A 16,754-nucleotide genomic window follows, 5' to 3' on the forward strand; every position below is an offset into this window, starting at 1 on the left:
TTTCCCCCTGTGAGAGTAGGACGCCGCCAAGCTATATTATGGTAAAGGCAGCTCATCATGAGCTGCCTTTTTTGTTTATAAGTATTGCTTCAGAAAATTAGAAACGTAATACGGAAATTTGCGTTCCGTGACCTCTAAGAACCGGCGGATCATCACATAATCATCACTGACATGCTGTGTCAGCAGTTCATACCACCACTCCGTTTCATATCTCGCAATCATCCCGATATTGTAGAGGACCAAATAATGAATAATCATTTCCGGAAGATGCAGGAAGTGATCACGCTGAGAGGGAATGTAATATTGATTTTTCTCCAAGTGAAACAATAAATTTGGCGAAGACCAAGGTTCTCTGTCTATCGGGTCAGCCTCAAAAACCAAGTGGTTATGGTCTTTCCTCAGAAAAGACCACTTCAAATGATGGCTGATATATTCAGCAAAGCGGGAATCAGACATATTGTAATGAATCACCGCATGCTCAGGCACTGAAATAAGGTCATCTTTCAGCTCTACACGGGTCAGCCAATTCTTTTTCTCTTGGAAGTAAAAGACAGTATGCAATTCAGGTATGGCTGTCAGCAATTTCTTCATTGTGTACCGTTCTTCCTCAAGACCAGCTATCCCGAATAAGTGCTTCATTACATGAATACATAAGCCATTGCGCTGCACCTTCACTTCATCATCCCTAAAGGAGTAATTTTGCTTTTTGCGTTTCCGGGCAGTCACGCCATGCGCGAGTACTGAGGCGTGGCTTGGATAGCTTGGATCTGTGGTCAGAAGACAGGCTTTCAGCAATTGTGACATCCCGTAAAACAACAGAATAGGCTTAATTTCTAAAGGGGAAAAAGATGCCTGCTTATAAAAGGACTCGGCGTGTTTGATAAAGAATATGAAGCGCTCACTGTTCTTAAACGCATATCGTTTTGGTTCTTTCATACCGCTTTCTGTATAGATTTTATTTAGAAATTTCTGGGAAGATTCTACGGAATAAAATAATGATAACTCTTTCCACTCATGATCTCTCATATGTATTTTTAAACCCTTTCCTTTATCTAAATATTTCAACTCTTTTTCGCTTCCTTGACATGCTGTTTTCTAGTTGATAATCTACATATAATATTTTGCCGAAAAGAGGGGGATTTACTAATGTGGGAAAGTAAATTTTCAAAAGAAGGCTTAACGTTCGATGATGTACTGCTCGTACCGGCTCAATCAGACGTACTTCCGCGTGATGTGGATTTATCTGTTGAACTGACAAAGACGTTAAAGCTTAATATTCCTGTCATCAGTGCGGGAATGGATACAGTAACAGAATCAGCTATGGCGATTGCGATGGCCAGACAGGGCGGCTTGGGCATTATCCATAAAAACATGTCCATCGAACAGCAGGCTGAACATGTTGACAAAGTCAAACGTTCTGAACGGGGCGTTATTACAAATCCCTTCTTTTTAACACCTGATCATCAAGTATTCGATGCGGAGCATTTGATGGGGAAATACAGAATTTCCGGTGTTCCGATCGTAGATAATAAAGACGATCAAAAGCTTGTCGGTATCATTACAAACCGTGATCTTCGCTTTATCTCTGATTATTCAATGAAAATCAGTGATGTCATGACAAAAGAAGAGCTGGTTACGGCTTCTGTGGGAACCACATTAGACGAAGCAGAAAAAATCTTACAGAAACATAAAATTGAAAAACTCCCGTTAGTGGATGACCAAAACAAATTAAAGGGTCTTATTACGATCAAAGATATTGAAAAGGTTATCGAATTCCCGAATTCATCTAAAGATGAACACGGACGCCTTATTGTCGGCGCTGCGGTAGGCGTGACAGGCGATACAATGACACGCGTCAGCAAGCTTGTTGAAGCGAATGTCGACGTTATCGTGGTTGATACGGCTCACGGACATTCCAGAGGCGTACTGAACACAGTTGCGAAAATCCGTGAAACATATCCTGAACTGAACATTATCGCAGGAAATGTTGCAACGGCTGAAGCGACAAAAGCTCTGATTGAAGCCGGAGCAAATATTGTCAAAGTGGGAATCGGACCTGGTTCTATCTGTACGACACGCGTCGTTGCAGGTGTAGGCGTACCGCAGATCACTGCCATTTATGATTGTGCCACTGAAGCGAGAAAACACGGCGCGACAATTATCGCAGACGGCGGTATTAAATTCTCCGGAGATATTACAAAAGCGTTGGCTTCAGGCGGACATGCCGTAATGCTCGGAAGCCTGCTTGCCGGTACTTCAGAAAGCCCGGGAGAGACTGAAATCTATCAAGGCAGAAGATTTAAAGTGTATCGCGGTATGGGTTCTGTCGCTGCCATGGAAAAAGGCAGTAAAGACCGATATTTCCAAGAAGAAAATAAGAAATTCGTCCCTGAAGGTATCGAAGGACGGACTCCGTACAAAGGTCCTGTAGAAGAAACAGTGTATCAGCTTGTCGGCGGTCTTCGTTCAGGTATGGGATATTGCGGTTCAAAAGACTTGCGCGCTTTAAGAGAAGAGGCTCAATTCATCCGTATGACAGGTGCCGGACTTCGCGAAAGTCATCCGCATGATGTCCAAATTACGAAAGAATCACCAAACTATACAATCTCATAATTGTTACAAATAAAAAACATTTGACAGGGTCGCTGACTCTGTCTATTTTTTTTATATCGAGTGTGATAAAATTTATACTGTTGTGTTTTGAATTTGAATATGTCCTTAACGGCTTAATTATAGATTTAAAATGAATGACGGAGGTCGTAAGATTGAACATCACGAAATGGAAACAGCTGTTGGTGTCATTAGTGGTACTGGCACTGGCCGCAACTTGCTTTGTTCCAATGTCTAAAGCGGAGGCAGCCGGCAATGACCCGATTGATGTCAACGCATCAGCTGCGATAATGATTGAGGCTTCATCGGGAAAAATTTTATACAGTAAAAATGCAGACAAAAGACTGCCGATTGCCAGCATGACAAAAATGATGACTGAATATCTGCTTCTGGAAGCCATTAAAGAAGGAAAAGTGAAATGGGATCAAACGTATACTCCTGATGATTATGTCTATGAAATTTCTCAAGACAACAGTTTATCAAACGTCCCCCTTCGAAAAGACGGCAAATACACGGTTAAAGAACTGTATCAGGCTATGGCGATTTACTCTGCCAATGGAGCCGCGATTGCAGTTGCCGAAATTCTTGCCGGAACTGAAACGAAATTTGTCGCTGAAATGAATGCGAAAGCCAAAGAATTAGGCATGACAAACTATGATTTTAAAAATGCCACAGGGCTTGTGAATGAAGACCTTCACGGCAAGCAGCCGCAAGGAGAAGGCGTTAAAGAAGAGAGTGAAGTTTCTGCTAAAGACATGGCGCTTCTTGCAGACCGCCTGATCACTGATTATCCGGAAGTTCTCAAAACAACAAGCATCGCTAAAACGAAATTCAGAGCCGGCACTGATGATGAAATGGACATGCCGAACTGGAACTTCATGTTAAAAGGTCTTGTTTCTGAATACCCTGGCGTTGACGGCTTAAAAACGGGTTCTACTGATTCTGCGGGATCTTGTTTTACAAGCACAGCACAGCGGAACGGAATGCGGGTCATCACCGTTGTATTAGACGCAAAAGGCAACCTGCATACCGGACGTTTTGATGAAACGAAAAAAATGCTCGATTACGCATTTAACAGCAATTTCTCAATGAAAGATCTTTACCCTGAAGGCTCTCAAGTAAAAGGGCACAAAACGATTGACGTTGAAAAAGGGAAAGACAAGCAAGTCGATATTGTTACTGACAAGGCGCTTTCTATTCCTGTGAAAAGCGGGGATGAAAAGAACTATAAAGCCGAAGTGACTTTAGATAAAAAAGAAATCACGGCTCCTGTGAAAAAGGGAACGAAAGTCGGAACGCTGACAGTTACATACAAAGGCAGTGACAAAGACTATGGCTTCCTCAAATCCAAAGAGTTCAGCGTGAATCTTGTAACGAAAAATGATGTAGATAAAGCAAACTGGTTTGTTCAGATGATGCGCGGCATCGGCGGATTCTTCTCCGGAATCTGGAACAGCGCCGTTGACACGGTAACAGGCTGGTTTTAAGAAATAAGAAAGAGCTCTGATGAAAGTTAGGGCTCTTTTGCTTAATATACTGAAAAAACCAAATTATTAGTAAAAAAATGATATCTATCTTATTCATCTCGCTGTAAAATAAGAATACCCATATGAAATATTGTATTTCTGGGATACAATAAGAGATAGAAATTATCTAACTATACATTGACTAGGGGGACCAAATAATGGCTCAAACAGGTACTGATCGTGTAAAACGCGGCATGGCGGAAATGCAAAAAGGCGGCGTCATCATGGACGTTGTAAATGCTGAACAAGCGAAGATTGCGGAAGAGGCGGGAGCTGTTGCCGTAATGGCGTTAGAACGCGTTCCGGCTGATATTCGCGCTGCCGGCGGTGTTGCCCGCATGGCTGATCCGACAATCGTTGAAGAAGTAATGAATGCTGTATCCATTCCCGTAATGGCAAAAGCGCGTATCGGACATATCGTTGAAGCGCGTGTCCTTGAAGCAATGGGAGTAGATTACATCGATGAAAGTGAAGTTCTGACTCCGGCTGACGAAGAATTTCATTTAAATAAAAACGAATATACAGTCCCGTTCGTATGCGGCTGCCGTGATCTCGGCGAAGCAACGCGCCGTATCGCTGAAGGAGCTTCCATGCTTCGTACAAAAGGCGAACCGGGAACAGGAAACATTGTGGAAGCTGTCCGCCATATGAGAAAAGTAAACGCGCAAGTGCGCAAAGTTGTTGCGATGAGCGATGACGAGCTGATGACTGAAGCTAAAAACCTCGGCGCTCCTTATGAACTGCTTCTTCAAATCAAACGTGACGGCAAACTGCCTGTAGTGAACTTTGCTGCCGGCGGAGTAGCGACGCCTGCTGACGCGGCATTGATGATGCAGCTTGGCGCTGACGGCGTATTTGTCGGTTCAGGTATTTTCAAATCAGACAACCCTGCTAAATTTGCCAAAGCAATTGTTGAAGCAACGACTCATTACACAGACTACAAACTGATCGCTGAGCTTTCTAAAGAATTAGGCACAGCAATGAAAGGCATCGAAATCTCAAATCTATTGCCGGAACAGCGTATGCAAGAACGCGGCTGGTAAAACCATAGGAGAGCTGGAAGCATGTTAACAATTGGTGTACTTGGACTTCAAGGAGCAGTAAGAGAACATATTCGTTCAATTGAAGCATGTGGTTCAAAAGGTGTCGTCATTAAGCGTCCTGAACAGCTGAATGACATCGACGGTTTAATCCTGCCGGGCGGGGAAAGCACGACGATGCGGCGTTTAATGGATACGTATCATTTTATGGAGCCGCTTCGCGAGTTTGCCGCCCAAGGCAAGCCGATGTTCGGCACATGCGCCGGTCTGATTATTTTAGCCAAAGAGATAGCGGGAACGGATAACGCTCATCTAGGGCTGTTGAACGTTGTCGTCGAGCGTAATTCCTTTGGCCGTCAGGTTGACAGCTTTGAAGCTGATCTGACGATTAAAGGCCTTGATGAGCCGTTTACGGGTGTATTTATTCGCGCGCCGCATATTTTAGAAGCCGGAGAAGATGTTGAAGTGCTTTGTGAGCATAACGGACGCATCGTGGCTGCAAAGCAGGGGAATTTCCTCGGCTGCTCGTTCCATCCTGAACTGACGGATGATCACCGGGTGACAGAGCTGTTTGTGAAGATGGCGGAAAAGCATAAGCAGGAAACAGCTGTATAAAACAGTTGAAAACCGCTGATACTTATAGTACATTATAAACACAAATAAAGATCGAAAAGCGTTGACAGGAAGCAGTAGGGGGCCCCTCTTTCAAAGAGAGCCGATGGGTGGTGCGAATCGGTGAAAGATGCTGTCCGAATCCGTCCTTGAGCGAAATGCTGAAACCAAGTAGGCATTTACGGGAAAACCGTTATGTGTTAAAGCGGGAAGCAAGTGTGAGCTTGTTTTCAATCAGGGTGGCAACGCGAGAGCTCTCGTCCCTTTTAGGGGATGAGGGCTCTTTTTTATTTTCGATAAAAACAGATAGGAGTTGTTAGGCATGATTGATACGAAGGTGCTGAGAGCCAATTTTCAAGAGGTGAAAGCGAAGCTCATTCCAAAAGGCGAAGACTTATCTGACTTTGACAAGTTTGAAGAGCTGGACGAAAAGAGAAGAGAGCTTATCGGTAAAGTAGAAGAACTGAAGGGAAAACGCAATGAAGTATCTCAGCAGGTCGCCGTTTTGAAACGGGAGAAAAAAGACGCTGATCATATTATTAAAGAGATGCGCGAAGTGGGCGAAGAAATTAAGAAACTTGATGAAGAGCTTCGTACTGTCGAAACGACGCTCGAAACCATCCTTCTGTCTATTCCGAACATCCCGCACGATTCAGTGCCCGTCGGGGAAACGGAAGATGATAACATTGAAATTCGCAAGTGGGGAGAGGCGCCGGCATTTTCATATGAGCCGAAACCGCATTGGGATATCGCAGACCATTTAAACATTCTTGATTTCGAACGCGCTTCAAAAGTAACAGGCAGCCGGTTTGTGTTTTATAAAGGATTAGGCGCCCGCCTCGAACGCGCGCTCTACAACTTTATGCTGGATCTTCACGTTGATGAATATGATTACACGGAAGTCATTCCTCCTTATATGGTAAACCGTACGAGCATGACAGGTACGGGACAGCTTCCTAAATTTGAAGAGGATGCTTTTAAAATCAGAGAAGAAGATTATTTCTTAATTCCGACGGCGGAAGTGCCGATTACAAATATGCACCGCGATGAAATCTTATCCGGTGAGAACCTGCCGATCAATTATGCCGCATTCAGCGCTTGCTTCCGTTCAGAAGCGGGATCTGCCGGCCGTGATACACGCGGTTTGATCCGCCAGCATCAGTTCAACAAGGTTGAGCTTGTGAAATTCGTGAAGCCGGAAGATTCTTATGAAGAGCTTGAAAAACTGACAAATCAAGCTGAGCGGGTGCTTCAGCTGCTTGAACTGCCGTATCGTGTCATGAGCATGTGTACCGGTGATCTCGGCTTTACAGCCGCGAAAAAGTACGATATTGAGGTATGGATTCCAAGCCAAGACACATACCGTGAAATTTCTTCTTGCAGTAACTTTGAGGCCTTCCAGGCGAGACGCGCAAACATTCGATTCAGACGCGAAGCGAAAGGCAAGCCGGAGCATGTGCATACATTAAACGGTTCAGGTCTTGCAGTCGGCAGAACAGTAGCTGCCATCTTAGAAAACTATCAGCAGGAAGACGGAAGTGTCATCATTCCGAAAGTGCTTCGTCCTTATATGGGAAATAAAGAAGTCATCAAACCGTAAAAGGTGCGCCCTAGAGGCGCGCCTTTTTTGCTGCCCGGTATAGAGCGGCGGCATTCCGGGCAGTGCTTTCAAGGTTAAAACGGCCGGATGCTAAGGCGTCTTCAAGACTTACAGCGCCGGGCACGATAGAAAACACAGCCGTTATTCCTGCGCTGTAAACATGCTCGAAATTTTTGCCTAAGGAGCCCGCCAATGCGATAACGGGAATTTCTTGAGCAGATGCGCGTGCGGCGATCCCGGCGGGGGTTTTGCCGAATAGCGTTTGTCCGTCTATCTGCCCCTCTCCGGTAATGACAAGGTCAGCGCCTCTTATCTGATCTGAGAAGGATAGTGTATCTAATACAACGTCAATCCCGCTTTGAAGTTCTGCCTGTAAGAAAGCGATCAGTCCGGCGCCGAGTCCCCCTGCGGCGCCCGCGCCTTTTACGGTATCCGCTTCGATATCGTGCTGACGTCTCAATACGTCAGCGAAATGGCGTAAGTTGCGATCCAATACAACTTTAGTCTTCTCGGATGCCCCTTTTTGCGGGCCGAAGACATATGACGCGCCGTTTTTACCGGTCAGAGGATTTTCGACATCACATGCGGCACGGATACGGATATGTTTCAGATCAGGAGAGAGACCGCTTATATCAATAGAAGCTAGGGTGTGCAGAGCGCCTCCGCCGTCAGGTATCTCCTGACCTTCCTCATTTAAGAAACGCACACCGAGCGCGCTCGCCATTCCTGTTCCGCCGTCATTGGTTGCGCTCCCGCCAAGCCCGATGATGATCTCACCCGCCCCGCGGGAAGCTGCATCTGCTATCAGTTCACCCGTTCCTCTTGTCGTTGTGTTCAACGGATCTCTGAGATGGCGGGGAACGAGATGAAGTCCCGATGCTTCCGCCATTTCAATGACTACTGTGCGTCCGTCTCCCAGAAGTCCATATGCGGCGTTTACCGGCGTTCCCAGCGGACCGGTCACAGTTTTTTTGATGATGCTTCCGCCAGTGGCATCCGTCAAAGCCTGAACGGTTCCTTCTCCGCCGTCGGCCGCAGGTATCTTGAAATATTCCGCGTCAGGGAAGACCGCTTTGAATCCTTTTTCTATGCTGTCAGCGGCTTCTTTTGATGTCATGCTTTCTTTGAAAGAATCCGGTGCAATGATGATTTTCATTATGTTCTCCACCTTTATGAGCAGGTATCTGTTTGAATCTATTCTTGATTTTTACTGTGTTTTCCTGCCCGTATGGCATACTGAGGTTGAATTGGACGCAAGACTTTTGTATGATAGTAAAGCTGACGGACAAGCTGTTTAAGAAATGAAATAAAAAATATGAAAAAGCGCTTGACTGAAATTTAGGTCATGTGGTATATTATTAAATGTCGATACGGAGGAATACCCAAGTCTGGCTGAAGGGATCGGTCTTGAAAACCGACAGGGGTGTCAAAGCCCGCGGGGGTTCGAATCCCTCTTCCTCCGCCATATTGATTTTAAACCTAATGAAACTCGAGCATATATTGGAGATTGTTTTGTCCGCTGCATGTGATGCAGCGGATTTTTTATATGCAAAAAAAGCGATTTTCTCTGTTCGGGGAAAATCGCTTTGCTATTTTTATTTATTTCTGTTTTCGTTGATCACGCGGCTGATTTTTTCGATCAAAGGTTCCAGTGACTGTTCATCAGCTTCAAGGTCATAATCTTCAATGCGCACTTTTAGCACAGGGCAGGCGTTAAAACCGCTGATCCAGTCTTCGTACCGTGTATACATCTCTTCCCAATAGGAGCGGTTTGTCTGCAGCTCCATCTCGCGGCCCCGCTTTTCAATCCGGTTTATAATGTTTTCAAGGTCGCCTTCTAAATAGATCAAAACATCAGGATGCGGGAAGTACGGCGTCATGACCATCGCCTCAAATAGACTTGTGTATGTTGTGTAATCTGTCAGCGACATGGTTCCTTTATCGGCATGCATTTTTGCGAATATGCCTGTATCTTCATAAATCGAACGGTCCTGCACGAATCCGCCGCCTGATTCAAACATGTTTTTCTGCTCTTTGAACCGCTCAGCCAGAAAATAAATTTGCAAATGGAAGCTCCAGCGTTCAAAATCGTGATAAAACTTCTCTAAATAAGGGTTTTCATCCACTTCCTCAAGTGAGGTATGAAACCCGAGCCGTTTTGCTAAAGCTTTGGTCAAAGTCGATTTTCCGACTCCTACCGTTCCCGCTACTGTGATAATGGCGTTGTTTGGAATATGAATGTCTTTCATTTAATAAGCTCCTTTACCTGACGGGCAATTCTTTCATAGTCTGTCTTATTCAAAACAAAGTCTTCAGTATCACCGTCAATGGTCAGTACAGATATATCCGGATCTTCTTCCTGAAGCTGTCTGATGGCTGTGTCGTAATCTGCAATGAGACGTTCCAGATATTGATGCTCGATATTTTTCTCAAACGGGCGCCCGCGTTTTTCAATGCGTTGAAGCAATGTCGGCAGGCTTGCCTTTATGTATACAATGATGTTCGGTTTCGGCAGGTCGTGAGTGAGCAGATGATAAATCTGCTTATATTTCTCAAGCTTTTGGCCGTGCAATGTACGCTCTGCGAAAATAACATTTTTATAAATATGATAATCGGACAAAACGGGCTGTCCTTGTTTTAAATAATCTCGATCGGTGTCTTCAAGCTGTTTATACCTGTGACATAGAAAAAACATTTCAAGCTGGAAACTCCACTCCTCGATATTGTCATAAAACTTATCGAGATAAGGGTTGTCTTCCACAATCTCATTAATCATAGGAAAACCGAGCTCTTCAGAAAGCATCGTAGCGAGTGTCGTTTTTCCTGCCCCGATAGGACCTTCTACCGCGATAAAAGGGGCTCTGTTCATTGAAAATCCTCCTTAATTCTGCAAACATCCGTCAGCTGCCGGCCTTTATATTGTATCACACTCTCAGAAAAGCCCATGAAAAAAGACGCTTCCAATTAACGAAACGTCTCTTTTACAATATGAAATTGATCGTTGAGCAAAAGCCAGTTTTGCGGGAAAGAAAGGCCGAGTTTCCAATAGCTGATTCCTCTTAAATGAAGTTCTTTAATTAAATTGAATTTCGCTTGAATGGATCGTGCGTCTTCAAACCATACTTCATGCCGTCTCTGATTTTCATCCGTGTATCGGAAGAATGGAGCCTGGGCGGTTTCGTCATATTGAATGTCGACTTTATGGCGTGCTGCCAGAGCGATTGCCTGCTGAGGACTGACGGCTTTGGCTGTCGTTCCCTGTTTAAAAGGCAGTGTCCAATCGTAGCCGTACATGTTCTGGCCCATAACGATTTTTGAAGAAGGCATTTCCGTCAGCGCGTACTCAATGACATTTCTTACAGGGCCGATAGGTGATACGGCCTGAGCCGGGCCTCCGCTGTACCCCCACTCATATGTCATGATTACGACAAAATCGACGATTTCTCCATGTGCCCTATAGTCATGTGCTTCGTACCATTTGCCGGCCTGAGTCGCGCTCGTTTTCGGAGCAAGCGCCGTTGAAATCTTCCAGCCTTCCCGATGAAAAATCGTCCTCGCTTCACGTAAAAAACGATTGTAGGCTTCTCTGTCCTGTGGACGTAAATATTCGAAATCAAAGTGAATATCGCGAAAGCCGTACTTTTTAGCCGTGGAGACGATTTCCTGAAAGAGTTTTGTTTTCACTGTATTGTCATTCAAGATGAGCCGCCCGAGTTCATCGCTGAATGCGTCATTTTCAAGGTTGGTGATGATCATCATCAGTGTGGTGTTGTGCCTGTCACTGATACTTTTTAAATTGGTCAGAGGCGGTTCCTTTAAAGTCCCGTTCCGCTGCACTTGAAAACTGAATGCGCCAAGGTATGTTAAATAAGGAGAGGCCTCCCTTGCCGCCTGCTGCAGATTAGCGCTTACGCTCGTTCCCCGCGGTTCTATATATGCGTTTGATTCGATATCGGGCTTATTCGCCTGCTGCGGAATGTAAAGGCTGGTTCCGACTCTCAATGTGGTGCCGGGCTGAATTCCGTTAACCCTCGCAAGCTCCGCGGCCGATATATGAAAACGGCCGGCGATTGCCGCGAGAGTATCACCTTGTTTCACTTCGTAATATTGACCCTCAATCGGGATGACAAGGGTTTGTCCGACAACCAATGTATTTGGATTAGGCAGTTTATTTGCTTCCGCAATGACATTTGCGGCAGTCCGGTAGCGCGCCGCAATAGCGGAAAGCGTGTCGCCCCGTTTCACTATATAGATCTGAATGAAAAACGCCTCCTTTCATATCCGCTATCAAATATATGAAAAAAGGAGGCTGATCATGTTTATTTTTCGGCGGTAATTTGTTTTTCCGTGGTTATTTCTGCGAAGAGAACATTCTCCATCATGGTCAAAGCGAAATCATTGTCTTCGTCGTTATTGGAAGCGGTGCAGTCTTTCGGAATGGCAATGCTGTATTCTCTCATATAGGCGTCGTTGGCCGTGAACAGCACACAAATGTTCCCGGCAATCCCCGTGATGACTAATCGGTTCACTTGTAATTCGGTCAGAAGGGTGTGAAGCGCTGTTTCGTAAAAAGCGGAATGCTTCGGTTTAATGAGAAAATAATCATCCGGCTGAGGCGAAATTTCTTTTATAATGGGGGCGCTTCTGTCGTTGCTGCATTCCTCCCTGATGGCATCAATATCAGCCTTCCAGAGCCCGTAATGATCATTAATATAAATAATCGGCCAGTTGCTTTGTTTTGCATGCTTCTTTAATGATAAAATACGGGGGACAATTTGTTTGGTTTTTTCAGCAAGACGTTCGCCCATATCAAATTGAAAATTGTTGATCATATCGACAATCAGAAGGGCTGTGTTGTTAGGTTCAGACAATACCGGCAACTCCTTTCTGCTGGGGTATTCCTATTTTAACCTTTATGAGACATGAAAAAACTTAAGAAGAGAGCTCGAACCTATGAATGATGAATATTATATGAGAGAAGCCATAAAAGAAGCGAAGAAAGCCGAAGCGAAAGGTGAAGTGCCGATCGGAGCAGTTCTTGTTCTGCACGATGAGATCGTGGCGCGGGCGCATAATCTGCGGGAGACTGAACAGAGGTCGCTTGCCCACGCCGAAATGCTGGCGATAGACGAAGCGTGCCGTAGGCTGGGGACATGGAGACTTGAGGATGCCGTTCTTTATGTCACTTTGGAGCCGTGTCCGATGTGCGCGGGAGCCGTCGTGCTTTCGAGAGTCGATAAGGTCGTATTCGGCGCATTTGATCCCAAGGGGGGCTGTACAGGAACGCTGATGAACCTCTTGCAGGAAGAGCGGTTCAACCACCAAGCGGAAGTGGTGAGCGGCGTGCTCGGAGAAGAGTGCGGAGAAATGCTCAGCGCTTTTTTCAGAAAGCTGCGCCGGCAAAAGAAAGACATGAGGAAAAAGTTGTCTGAGTAGTACGGTTGCATTTTCTGCCTGAAGCAGATATACTTATGTGTGCATCATGAATGGTGCTCATATAAAAATTTGATATTTATTTTGCCGTGCTAAGCGGGGAGGTAGCGGTGCCCTGTACCCGCAATCCGCTCTAGCGGGGCCGAATCCCTTCTCGAGGTTCGTTTACTGTAAGGTCTGCCTTAAGTAAGTGGCGTTGACGTCTGGGTCCTGCGCAATGGGAATTCATGAACCATGTCAGGTCCGGAAGGAAGCAGCATTAAGTGAAACCTCTCATGTGCCGCAGGGTTGCCTGGGCTGAGCTAACTGCTTAAGTAACGCTTAGGGTAGCGAATCGACAGAAGGTGCACGGTAAATCAATCATCAAATTTCAGACTCACCTGTTTATGGCAGGTGAGTTTTTTCGTATATGAAAAACGGGTTTTGGCGTTAAAAGCACGTTCATGTATAATAAACATGATGAATAACAGAGGAGGGCGCATCCTGTGGGTTACCAAGCTTTATATCGAGTATTTAGGCCTCAGCAGTTTGAAGATGTGGTCGGACAGGAACACATTACGAAAACGCTGCAAAATGCCCTTTTGCAAAAGAAATTTTCTCATGCATATCTGTTTTCTGGACCGCGGGGAACGGGAAAAACCAGTGCAGCTAAAATATTTGCGAAAGCAGTCAACTGTGAGCACGCCCCCGTAGAAGAACCGTGCAATGAATGTGCGGCGTGCAAGGGGATCACAAACGGCTCTATATCAGATGTGATTGAAATAGATGCGGCGTCGAATAACGGCGTAGACGAAATCCGCGACATCCGTGACAAAGTAAAATTCGCCCCGTCGGCCGTCACCTACAAAGTATATATTATAGATGAGGTGCATATGCTCTCTATCGGCGCATTCAATGCGCTTCTGAAAACGCTGGAAGAACCGCCGGCACATTGCATTTTCATATTAGCTACGACTGAGCCTCATAAGATTCCTTTAACCATTATCTCCAGATGTCAGCGTTTTGACTTCAAACGGATTACATCCAAAGCAATTGTCGGACGAATGAAGACAATCGTCGATGCAGAGCAGCTGAAGGTGGAAGAAGGAGCCCTTGATATCATAGCGAGTGCTGCGGACGGAGGAATGAGGGACGCGCTGAGCCTGCTCGATCAAGCCGTATCATTCAGCGGCGAGGAGCTGTCGGTGGATGATGCATTGCTCATTACCGGAGCCGTTTCTCAGCACTATATTGGAAAACTGGCATCTGCTCTTCACCGCAAACAGGTTTCCGAGGCATTGGAAACACTGAATGAATTGCTCCAGCAAGGGAAAGATGCGGCCAAACTGATTGAAGATATGATTTTCTATTTCAGGGATATGCTCTTGTACCAGGCCGCTCCCGGTTTAGAAGGAGTCCTGGAGAAGGTGAAGGTCGATGAAACGTTTCGGAATCTGAGCGGTGACATACCGGCCCCCGCTTTATATGAGATGATTGATATCCTGAATAAAAGCCATCAGGAAATGAAGTGGACGAACCACCCAAGAATCTTTTTTGAAGTGGCTGTCGTGAAAATATGCCAGACGGCACAGCAATCCGCCGGAGACACCCCTGAGGTCGGCATGCTGATGAATAAGATTCAGCAGCTTGAGCAGGAAGTAGAAAGGCTGAAAACCTCCGGTGTGAAGGTTCAGATGGAAAGCGCTCCGAAAGAAGCTCCGCGTCCTCAAAAAGGCGGAAAAAGCCATTACAAAGCTCCGGTCGGAAGAATTCATGAGATATTGAAGGAAGCCACAAGACCTGAACTTGAACAGCTTAAAAGCAGCTGGGGCAAGCTGCTGGCACACCTGAAACAGCAGAATAAGGTGTCTCATGCGGCTCTTTTGAATGACAGTGAACCGGTGGCTGCTGCTCAAAAGGCATTTGTGCTTAAATTTAAATACGAAATCCATTGTAAAATGGTTGCAGAAGACAATAACGGAGTCCGTACGAATCTTGAACAGATTCTCGAATCAATGCTCGGGAAAAGAATGGATTTGATTGGCGTTCCGGAAGCACAATGGGGTAAAATAAGAGAAGAATTTTTAAATGATCACCAGCAGGAAAGTGAAGGATCAAACGAACCGGCTGAAGAAGATCCGCTGATTGCAGAGGCGAAAAAACTTGTCGGAGCGGATTTAATCGAAATAAAAGACTAATAAGATGAAAGAGAGTGATTGAATATGCGTGGCGGAATGGGAAACATGCAAAAAATGATGAAACAAATGCAAAAAATGCAAAAGGATATGGCGAAGGCTCAGGAGGAGCTTGCTGAAAAAGTGCTTGAAGGCACAGCAGGCGGCGGTATGGTGACTGTAAAAGTCAACGGCCAAAAAGAAGTTGTAGACATTGCCATTAAAGAAGAAGTCGTTGATCCGGAAGATATCGAAATGCTTCAGGACCTGGTTCTTGCTGCGACAAACGACGCCCTCAAAAAAGTGGATGACATGACGAATGAGACAATGGGACAATTTACAAAAGGAATGAACATACCGGGTTTATTCTAGGGGGATAAATAAACATGCAGTATCCTGAACCAATATCAAAGCTGATTGACAGCTTTATGAAATTGCCAGGGATCGGACCGAAAACAGCGGTTCGTCTGGCTTTTTTTGTTCTAGGTATGAAAGAAGACACAGTATTGGATTTTGCTAAGGCGCTTGTCAATGCGAAGCGGAATCTGACATATTGCTCGATTTGCGGACATATAACAGATCAAGACCCTTGTTATATATGTGAGGACACAAGAAGGGATAAGTCTGTTATTTGTGTCGTGCAGGACCCTAAGGATGTGATCGCAATGGAGAAAATGAAGGAATATAACGGCCAGTATCATGTTCTTCACGGCGCGATTTCACCAATGGACGGCATCGGCCCGGAGGATATTAAGATTCCGGAGCTGCTGAAACGTCTTCAGGATGATCAAGTGACAGAAGTTATTCTCGCAACCAACCCTAATATTGAAGGGGAAGCAACAGCGATGTATATATCAAGGCTGTTAAAGCCCTCAGGCATCAAGCTCTCCCGTATTGCCCACGGTCTGCCCGTCGGCGGTGATTTGGAATATGCTGATGAGGTCACTCTTTCAAAAGCTCTTGAAGGAAGACGTGAATTGTAAGGGAGGAAAAGGCAAGGCATGGGTTTTCTTCGCAGAAATACATTAAGAAAAGAGTTTGATGAGAAGCTGATAGAACAGCTCTTTAAACAAAAAGAAGAATGGAACAGACAGAAGAGTCTGGTCGAGAAAAGTCTCGAGCCCTCCGCTGAGGTATTGTTTGAGCTGAAAGTCGCTGAATCTAAGTACTTTTTTTATTTGAAAGAAGCGAAGCAGCGGAATTTGAAAATGAGCAGATGGAAGTAAGAGGTCTATTCTCCGGGATCTTCTCATAAGCTTGTACTAAACAAGCGAGGGGGAAGATTCATGGAGCCTTTTTTCATTATCGGTTTGATTGTCGGTCTGGTTGCTTTGCTTTTTTTATGGGGGGTATCTTCAAAACCGTTAAGATGGATTGGTGTGACTGCGATTAAGTTTATTGCCGGTGCGATTCTGCTGGTGGGTGTGAACTTGTTCGGAGGCAGTCTCGGTATTCATATCCCTGTTAACCTGATTACAACGGGCATCAGCGGGATTCTGGGGATTCCCGGCATCGCAGCTTTGATAGTCATTAAACGCTTCATCATTTAATTTATTGATTATTGTTGACATGTTGGATCAAGGGTGGTATTCTAATATACGTCGCTGATGACGAAACGAATTCTTAAAAAAGAAATTATAAAAAGTTATTGACGACATCGACACTGATATGTTACAATAATTAAGTTGCTTCAAGAGCGATGGACAAAGTTCTTTGAAAACTAAACAAGACAAAACGTACCTGTTAATTCAAAGTTTTAAATAAATCGCACAGCGATGTG

Annotated in this window: 17 protein-coding genes, 1 tRNA gene, 1 other RNA gene and 1 other annotated feature; of the genes, 13 read left to right on the forward strand and 6 right to left on the reverse strand. The window is 45.2% G+C overall.

What is annotated here, in order from left to right; genetic code table 11:
• Window positions 1-75: 75 nt before the first annotated feature.
• Window positions 76-1,026, reverse strand: coding sequence for a YaaC family protein (locus tag AC3WTF_RS18970; protein WP_038462359.1), 951 nt, complete (start codon window positions 1,024-1,026; stop codon window positions 76-78).
• Between the two features lie 120 nt (window positions 1,027-1,146).
• On the opposite strand from AC3WTF_RS18970, the gene guaB reads away from it, so the two are divergent.
• The 5 genes from guaB (at window position 1,147) to serS (ending at window position 7,388) form a co-directional block, all read left to right on the forward strand.
• Window positions 1,147-2,613, forward strand: a complete 1,467-nt coding sequence (gene guaB, locus AC3WTF_RS18975) for an IMP dehydrogenase (RefSeq protein WP_007408741.1) — start codon at window positions 1,147-1,149, stop codon at window positions 2,611-2,613.
• 152 nt (window positions 2,614-2,765) lie between these two features.
• Window positions 2,766-4,097, forward strand: a complete 1,332-nt coding sequence (gene dacA / locus AC3WTF_RS18980; protein WP_015239011.1) for a D-alanyl-D-alanine carboxypeptidase — start codon at window positions 2,766-2,768, stop codon at window positions 4,095-4,097.
• A 197-nt stretch (window positions 4,098-4,294) separates the two neighbouring features.
• Window positions 4,295-5,179, forward strand: coding sequence for a pyridoxal 5'-phosphate synthase lyase subunit PdxS (gene pdxS, locus AC3WTF_RS18985; protein ID WP_003150714.1), 885 nt, complete (start codon window positions 4,295-4,297; stop codon window positions 5,177-5,179).
• A 21-nt stretch (window positions 5,180-5,200) separates the two neighbouring features.
• Window positions 5,201-5,791 carry a pyridoxal 5'-phosphate synthase glutaminase subunit PdxT gene (pdxT, locus tag AC3WTF_RS18990; RefSeq protein ID WP_007615126.1) on the forward strand — a complete coding sequence of 197 codons (591 nt, stop codon included), beginning with the start codon at window positions 5,201-5,203 and terminating at the stop codon, window positions 5,789-5,791.
• 52 nt (window positions 5,792-5,843) lie between these two features.
• Window positions 5,844-6,056, forward strand: a binding site (T-box leader).
• A 54-nt stretch (window positions 6,057-6,110) separates the two neighbouring features.
• Window positions 6,111-7,388 carry a serine--tRNA ligase gene (gene serS, locus AC3WTF_RS18995; protein ID WP_007408744.1) on the forward strand — a complete coding sequence of 426 codons (1,278 nt, stop codon included), beginning with the start codon at window positions 6,111-6,113 and terminating at the stop codon, window positions 7,386-7,388.
• Window positions 7,389-7,398: 10 nt separating this feature from the next.
• On the opposite strand, the gene AC3WTF_RS19000 is transcribed toward serS, so the two are convergent.
• On the reverse strand, window positions 7,399-8,544 hold the full coding sequence (locus AC3WTF_RS19000) for a glycerate kinase (protein WP_129003536.1): 1,146 nt from the start codon (window positions 8,542-8,544) through the stop codon (window positions 7,399-7,401).
• 216 nt (window positions 8,545-8,760) lie between these two features.
• Here AC3WTF_RS19000 and AC3WTF_RS19005 point away from each other — a divergent pair.
• Window positions 8,761-8,853, forward strand: a tRNA-Ser gene (locus tag AC3WTF_RS19005).
• Window positions 8,854-8,983: 130 nt separating this feature from the next.
• Here AC3WTF_RS19005 and dck read toward each other — a convergent pair.
• The 4 genes from dck to AC3WTF_RS19025 form a co-directional block, all read right to left on the reverse strand.
• The gene (gene dck / locus AC3WTF_RS19010) at window positions 8,984-9,637 is read right to left on the reverse strand and encodes a deoxyadenosine/deoxycytidine kinase (protein ID WP_007408746.1); all 654 of its coding nucleotides are present in this window, start codon (window positions 9,635-9,637) and stop codon (window positions 8,984-8,986) included.
• The gene (gene dgk, locus AC3WTF_RS19015) at window positions 9,634-10,257 is read right to left on the reverse strand and encodes a deoxyguanosine kinase (RefSeq protein WP_007408747.1); all 624 of its coding nucleotides are present in this window, start codon (window positions 10,255-10,257) and stop codon (window positions 9,634-9,636) included. Before dgk ends, dck begins: the two co-directional genes overlap by 4 nt.
• A gap of 95 nt (window positions 10,258-10,352) precedes the next feature.
• Window positions 10,353-11,636 carry a glycoside hydrolase family 18 protein gene (locus AC3WTF_RS19020; RefSeq protein ID WP_032868303.1) on the reverse strand — a complete coding sequence of 428 codons (1,284 nt, stop codon included), beginning with the start codon at window positions 11,634-11,636 and terminating at the stop codon, window positions 10,353-10,355.
• A 71-nt stretch (window positions 11,637-11,707) separates the two neighbouring features.
• Window positions 11,708-12,259 (reverse strand): cysteine hydrolase family protein, encoded by a 552-nt coding sequence (locus AC3WTF_RS19025; protein ID WP_007408750.1) that lies wholly within the window; start codon window positions 12,257-12,259, stop codon window positions 11,708-11,710.
• 82 nt (window positions 12,260-12,341) lie between these two features.
• Between AC3WTF_RS19025 and tadA the strand changes: the two genes are divergently transcribed.
• The 7 genes from tadA to AC3WTF_RS19060 all read left to right on the forward strand — a co-directional run bounded on the left by tadA (window position 12,342) and on the right by AC3WTF_RS19060 (window position 16,524).
• Window positions 12,342-12,824 carry a tRNA adenosine(34) deaminase TadA gene (gene tadA, locus AC3WTF_RS19030; RefSeq protein WP_007408751.1) on the forward strand — a complete coding sequence of 161 codons (483 nt, stop codon included), beginning with the start codon at window positions 12,342-12,344 and terminating at the stop codon, window positions 12,822-12,824.
• 84 nt (window positions 12,825-12,908) lie between these two features.
• Window positions 12,909-13,173: signal recognition particle sRNA large type (gene ffs, locus AC3WTF_RS19035), an RNA gene on the forward strand.
• A 133-nt stretch (window positions 13,174-13,306) separates the two neighbouring features.
• Entirely contained in the window at window positions 13,307-14,998 is a 1,692-nt protein-coding gene (dnaX, locus tag AC3WTF_RS19040) for a DNA polymerase III subunit gamma/tau (protein WP_007408753.1), read from the forward strand.
• A gap of 24 nt (window positions 14,999-15,022) precedes the next feature.
• The gene (locus AC3WTF_RS19045) at window positions 15,023-15,346 is read left to right on the forward strand and encodes a YbaB/EbfC family nucleoid-associated protein (protein ID WP_007408754.1); all 324 of its coding nucleotides are present in this window, start codon (window positions 15,023-15,025) and stop codon (window positions 15,344-15,346) included.
• A 14-nt stretch (window positions 15,347-15,360) separates the two neighbouring features.
• Complete coding sequence (gene recR, locus AC3WTF_RS19050; RefSeq protein WP_003150697.1) at window positions 15,361-15,957, forward strand: recombination protein RecR; 597 nt, start codon at window positions 15,361-15,363, stop codon at window positions 15,955-15,957.
• 18 nt (window positions 15,958-15,975) lie between these two features.
• The gene (locus AC3WTF_RS19055; RefSeq protein ID WP_007408755.1) at window positions 15,976-16,200 is read left to right on the forward strand and encodes a YaaL family protein; all 225 of its coding nucleotides are present in this window, start codon (window positions 15,976-15,978) and stop codon (window positions 16,198-16,200) included.
• 60 nt (window positions 16,201-16,260) lie between these two features.
• The gene (locus tag AC3WTF_RS19060; RefSeq protein ID WP_003150686.1) at window positions 16,261-16,524 is read left to right on the forward strand and encodes a pro-sigmaK processing inhibitor BofA family protein; all 264 of its coding nucleotides are present in this window, start codon (window positions 16,261-16,263) and stop codon (window positions 16,522-16,524) included.
• The last annotated feature ends 230 nt before the right edge of the window (window positions 16,525-16,754 follow it).

The organism is Bacillus sp. EB106-06-01-XG163 (assembly GCF_058791615.1).

Bases quoted from the DNA above. Each gene is read 5' to 3' on its own strand.
- AC3WTF_RS18970 (WP_038462359.1), bottom strand. From the start codon at position 1,026: ATGAGAGATCATGAGTGGAAAGAGTTATCATTATTTTATTCCGTAGAA.
- guaB (WP_007408741.1), top strand. From the start codon at position 1,147: ATGTGGGAAAGTAAATTTTCAAAAGAAGGCTTAACGTTCGATGATGTA.
- pdxS (WP_003150714.1), top strand. From the start codon at position 4,295: ATGGCTCAAACAGGTACTGATCGTGTAAAACGCGGCATGGCGGAAATG.
- pdxT (WP_007615126.1), top strand. From the start codon at position 5,201: ATGTTAACAATTGGTGTACTTGGACTTCAAGGAGCAGTAAGAGAACAT.
- serS (WP_007408744.1), top strand. From the start codon at position 6,111: ATGATTGATACGAAGGTGCTGAGAGCCAATTTTCAAGAGGTGAAAGCG.
- AC3WTF_RS19000 (WP_129003536.1), bottom strand. From the start codon at position 8,544: ATGAAAATCATCATTGCACCGGATTCTTTCAAAGAAAGCATGACATCA.
- dck (WP_007408746.1), bottom strand. From the start codon at position 9,637: ATGAAAGACATTCATATTCCAAACAACGCCATTATCACAGTAGCGGGA.
- dgk (WP_007408747.1), bottom strand. From the start codon at position 10,257: ATGAACAGAGCCCCTTTTATCGCGGTAGAAGGTCCTATCGGGGCAGGA.
- tadA (WP_007408751.1), top strand. From the start codon at position 12,342: ATGAATGATGAATATTATATGAGAGAAGCCATAAAAGAAGCGAAGAAA.
- AC3WTF_RS19045 (WP_007408754.1), top strand. From the start codon at position 15,023: ATGCGTGGCGGAATGGGAAACATGCAAAAAATGATGAAACAAATGCAA.
- recR (WP_003150697.1), top strand. From the start codon at position 15,361: ATGCAGTATCCTGAACCAATATCAAAGCTGATTGACAGCTTTATGAAA.
- AC3WTF_RS19055 (WP_007408755.1), top strand. From the start codon at position 15,976: ATGGGTTTTCTTCGCAGAAATACATTAAGAAAAGAGTTTGATGAGAAG.
- AC3WTF_RS19060 (WP_003150686.1), top strand. From the start codon at position 16,261: ATGGAGCCTTTTTTCATTATCGGTTTGATTGTCGGTCTGGTTGCTTTG.